Here is a 4,525-nt window from a genome sequence, read left to right as displayed (position 1 = left end):
AGCCATGCCACAGGGACAAAAAATTTGGCATTGACTAACAAGCACACTGTTGAGTTCTCAAACAACCGACACACACCAACTCAGCACCACCCGACCGGGCAGAACCTCGCTTGGGGCAACCCTTCAACCTTACCAGGTCTCCCCCGGCTCCTCAACCTCGGCTGTTCGCCGCGGTCCAGGCACCGTGGTCTTCCTCGTCTCGGGCAGGAAGTATCCTACGCCATGCGGTGGAAGGGTTTCGACCCCGGGACCAGCCACCCTCGATCGTTCGAGGCGGTGTCTGTTCCTCCCTGTCGGGCCGACATCCAGAACATTACGCGGCCCGTCGCGCGGCGGTCAAGCCGGGTCGCGGTGACCCGGCGCACAGCCGCCGGGACCCGGTGCTACCCGCCCACCGCGTCGCCGAGGCCCGCACCACGGGCGAGCCGTAGGACGACCCTGTCGCCCGGCCGGAGCTGCGCCGCGCGGTCGACGTCCGCCTCGCGCAGCACTCCGATGACCGGGTACCCCCCGGTCACGGGCCGGTCGGCGAGGAAGACGACCGGGCGCCCGTCCGGCGGGACCTGGACCGCTCCCCGCACGAGGCCCTCCGACGGCAGCTCCCCCGCGCGGCGCGGGACGGCCTGCCCGTCGAGCCGCAGGGCGACGCGGTCGCTGTCCGCGGTCACGGTGCGCAGCGCGCGCAGCGCGTGCCACGCGCCGGGCAGGAACCAGTCGGCGCGCGGTCCTGGGAGCACCTCGAGCACCCCCGCGGCACGCTCGCCCGGACGGGCCTCCCCCGGCACGTGCGGCACCGGCACGACCTCGGTGAGCGGCCAGGAGCCCGCGGGCGGCGTGCCGACCGCCAGCACGTCGCCCGGTCGCAGGGGCTCCGGCCCGATGCCGCCGAGGACGTCGCGCGACCGCGACCCCAGCACCGGCTCCACGACGAGACCGCCGCGCACCCCGACGTAGGTCCGCAGCCCGCGTGCCGGCGTGCCGAGGCGCAGCAGCGCGCCGTCGGGCACGCGGACGGGCGCGTTCATGCCCACCGGTCGACCGTCGACGCTCGCCGGGACCGCGGCGCCGGTGAGCGCGACGAGCGCCTCCCCGTGGAAGCGCAGGGCGGCCCCCCCGAGCGTGACCTCGAGCGCGGCCGCGTCCGGGGCGTTGCCGACGACCCGGGCGGCGAGCGCGTGGGACGCCCGGTCGGCCGCGCCCGACGGCCCGACGCCCACGGCAGCCAGGCCGGTCCGGCCGGCGTCCTCCACGAGGAGCAGCGGTCCGGTCGCGACCACCTCGACGCCCCGCCCGTCCCCGGCCCGCGTCGCGGCGCGCGGCGCGGGACTCGCGCTCGGCCCGGCGGCGCGCGCGCCCGCCGCGGACGCGCGCGCAGCGACCACCTCGCGGACCGGCACGAACCGCACGCGCGCACCCGGCGCGACGAGCGCCGGGGGGTCCCGGTCGACGTCGAACATCGGCGCGCCCGTGCGCCCGAGGAGCCGCCACCCGCCCGGGGACTCGCGCGGGTAGACGGCCGTGAGGTCGCCCGCGAGCGCGACGGACCCCCCGGGGACGCGGGTCCGGGGCGTCTCGAGGCGCGGCGCCGCGATGCGGGGGTCGACGCCGGACAGGTACACGAAGCCGGGAGCGAAGCCCCCGAACGCGGCCTCGTACTCGCGCCCGGCGTGCCGTGCGACGACCTCCTCGGTGCTCGTGCCCGCCCACCGGGCGACGTCGTCGAGGTCCTGCCCGTCGTACCGCACGGGGATCTCGACGAGCGTCCCCGCCGGTGGGGCGTCGTCGTCCCCCGCGCGGCGTACCGCGTCGCGCGCCCAGGCGAGCGCCCGACGGACGTCGCCGGGGGCGGCGCAGCGCACGAGGACGGTCCGGGCCGCGGGGACGACGTCGACCACCCCCGGCGGTACGTCGGCGAGGAGCGCGCGGTGCACCGCGCGCACGGCCGCGAGGTCCGGGAGGTCGACCAGCAGGGCCGTCTCGCCGAACCGGCTCACGGCCCCGTCGGCGCGCGTCACGACGGGCGGACCTCGCGCGCGCCCGTCGCCGCGTCCACGAAGGGGCGGACCTCGACCCCGGCCTCCTGGAGCGCCGTCCGCAGCGCCCCGAGCAGCCCGACGGCGCCGGGGGTGTCCGAGTGGACGCACACCGAGTCCGCCTGGACGCGCACCGACGAGCCGTCCGCCGCCTCGACCGTCCCCGTCGTCACCAGCCGGACGACGCGGCGCGCGACCTCGTCCCCGTCGTGCACGACGGCGCCCGGCCGGCCGCGCGGGACGAGCTCGCCGGAGGGGAGGTAGCCGCGGTCCGCGAACGCCTCGCGGACGGTGGGCTGGCCGGCGGCGTCCGCGAACCGCAGCACCGCCGAGCCGGGGAGCCCGACGACGGGCAGCGTGGGGTCGTAGGCGCGCACCGCGTCGACGACGGCCCGGGCCTGCGCCTCGTGGTGGACGATCGCGTTGTAGAGCGCCCCGTGCGGCTTGACGTAGCGCACCCGGTCCCCCACGAGCCGCGCGAACCCGTCGAGGGCCGCGAGCTGGTAGAGCACCTCGTCGGCGAGCTCGCCGGGGTCCACGTCCATGAACCGCCGACCGAACCCCGCGCGGTCCCGATAGCTCACGTGGGCCCCCACCCGCACCCCGCGCGCCGCGGCGTCCCGCGTCACGGCCCGCATGGTGGTGGCGTCGCCGGCGTGGAAGCCGCACGCGACGTTCGCGCTGGTCACGAGCCCGAGCAGGGCCTCGTCGTCGGCGAGGGTCCAGCGGCCGAAGCCCTCGCCGAGGTCGGCGTTGAGGTCGATGCGCGTCACCTGCCCATCATGCCCGGGTCGCGCGGTCGCGGCGGGCACCGTGCGGCCCGTCGTCGCGGCGAGGCGTAGATTCCCCGCATGCCCGACGACCTCACCACCGCACCGCACGCCGTGCGGGTGCGCCGCGCGACCGCCGACGACGCGGCCGCCCTCGCCGACCTCGCGGCGGTCACGTTCCCGCTCGCGTGCCCGCCCGGGACGTCGCCCGACGCGATCGCCGAGCACGTCGCCACGCAGCTCTCCCCGGAGCGGTTCCGCGCCTGGGCCGCGAGCGCCGACGGGGTCCTCCTCGTCGTCGAGCCGGACGGCGCCGGGCCGGGCGCGGCCGGGGACGCGCCCGTCGGCTACGCGCTCCTGGTGCGCGGCACGCCGGACGACCCGGGCGTCGAGGCCGCCGTGGGCTCGGGTGCGGCGGTCGAGCTGTCGAAGATCTACGTGCACCCGCGGGCCCAGGGCACGGGCGTGGCGAGCGCGCTCATGCGCGCCGCCCTGGACGCCGCGCCGACGCTCGGCGAGGGGCTGACCGTGTGGCTCGGGACCAACGTGCTGAACGCGCGTGCCCAGGCGTTCTACCGCAAGCACGGGTTCGCGGTCGTCGGGTCGCGCACCTACGTGGTGGGCGGCGAGGAGCACTCGGACGTCGTCATGGTGCACGGCGCGTCCTGACCGCCGGCGCGGGGCGCCCGCCGAGGGCGGGCGACGACGCGCCCGCCGTCTCAGTGGTCGTGGGAGTCCTCGCCGGGGACGTCGAGACCGCCGTCGAGCGAGTCGCCGGGGTGGACGGGGAGGAACACGTGGACGTGCCCCTGTCCCCCGGCGGTCGCGCGCAGGTCGAGCTGGACGGCCGCGAGGCCCCACGTGTCGACGGCGCGCGTGCGCAGCTCGCCCGCGAGCGCGTACAGGTCGGGGGCGGCGTCGGGTGCGGCGTCGGCGGCGAGCGCGACGGCGTCGAGCGCGTCCCCGACGAGCTCGAGCGACGTGAGCATGCCGTTGCGGACGATGTTGTGCTCCGACGAGCCGCTCGGGAGCGCCTCGGTCTCGGCGACGAGCGCGTCGACGTCCGCGCGCCAGGCCGCGACCTGCGCGGGGTCGGCGGGCACCGCGGTCGACCCGTCGACCGGGAGCACCGCGTGCAGCCCGTGGAGGACGGGCACGAGCTCGGTCTGCAGGTGCTGGGCGTGGTCGATCGACGCGACGAGGTTCTCGGCGTCGCGCGCCTCCTCGGCCGCCTCGAGCTCGGCGACCCGCGCCGGGTCCACGGCGAGACCCTCGGCGGGCTCGCCCGCGTCGCGCGTCAGCGCGACCACGGCCGCGGCCACGACGGCCACGACGGCGAGCGCGCCGAGCACGACGAGCGCGCGGCGCCACGGGTCGAGGCCCACGAACCACCGGCGCGCGCGGACGCGCGCCGGTGGCCGGGGTTCGGGGCGGCCGGCACCACCCCGGTCGTCAGGACGGGAGCGCGTCGCGGACCTCGTCGGCCCGCCCGTGCCCCGGGATGCCCGGGCGTCCCGTGCGGCCGGTCGTGCCGACGACGTGCGTGCTCCGGTGCGCTGTGCCACCTGTCGCTCCTGTCCTGTGGTCGTCCCGCTCGGGTCGCCGGGCCCCCCCCCCCGGGCGGGGCCGCCGGGGGGGGGGGGGGGGGGGGGGGGGGGGGGCCCCCCCCCCCCCCCCCCGCCCCCCCCCCCCGGGGGGGGGGGGCCCCGCGAGCGGGGGGGT

At 78.3% G+C, this 4,525-nt stretch carries 4 protein-coding genes; 1 reads left to right on the top strand and 3 read right to left on the bottom strand.

What is annotated here, in order from left to right:
- Positions 1-383: 383 nt before the first annotated feature.
- Both GYH36_RS18850 and GYH36_RS18845 read right to left on the bottom strand, forming a co-directional pair.
- A complete protein-coding gene (locus GYH36_RS18850) occupies positions 384-2,015 on the bottom strand; it encodes a 5-oxoprolinase subunit B/C family protein (RefSeq protein WP_312028719.1) in 1,632 nt (543 codons plus the stop codon).
- Positions 2,012-2,806 (bottom strand): LamB/YcsF family protein, encoded by a 795-nt coding sequence (locus GYH36_RS18845; RefSeq protein WP_024839211.1) that lies wholly within the window; start codon positions 2,804-2,806, stop codon positions 2,012-2,014. The genes GYH36_RS18850 and GYH36_RS18845 overlap by 4 nt, the downstream gene beginning before the upstream one ends.
- Before the next feature lie 78 nt (positions 2,807-2,884).
- Here GYH36_RS18845 and GYH36_RS18840 point away from each other — a divergent pair, with 78 nt between their 5' ends.
- Positions 2,885-3,472, top strand: coding sequence for a GNAT family N-acetyltransferase (locus tag GYH36_RS18840; RefSeq protein ID WP_115942891.1), 588 nt, complete (start codon positions 2,885-2,887; stop codon positions 3,470-3,472).
- A gap of 50 nt (positions 3,473-3,522) precedes the next feature.
- On the opposite strand, the gene GYH36_RS18835 is transcribed toward GYH36_RS18840, so the two are convergent.
- Positions 3,523-4,188, bottom strand: a complete 666-nt coding sequence (locus GYH36_RS18835; RefSeq protein WP_162290669.1) for a hypothetical protein — start codon at positions 4,186-4,188, stop codon at positions 3,523-3,525.
- Between the last annotated feature and the right edge of the window lie 337 nt (positions 4,189-4,525).

This window comes from Cellulosimicrobium composti, from assembly GCF_010287905.1.
Lineage (GTDB): Bacteria > Actinomycetota > Actinomycetes > Actinomycetales > Cellulomonadaceae > Cellulosimicrobium > Cellulosimicrobium composti.
This window is presented reverse-complemented; position numbering and strand designations above follow the sequence as displayed.

Bases quoted from the DNA above. Each gene is read 5' to 3' on its own strand.
- GYH36_RS18840 (WP_115942891.1), top strand. From the start codon at position 2,885: ATGCCCGACGACCTCACCACCGCACCGCACGCCGTGCGGGTGCGCCGC.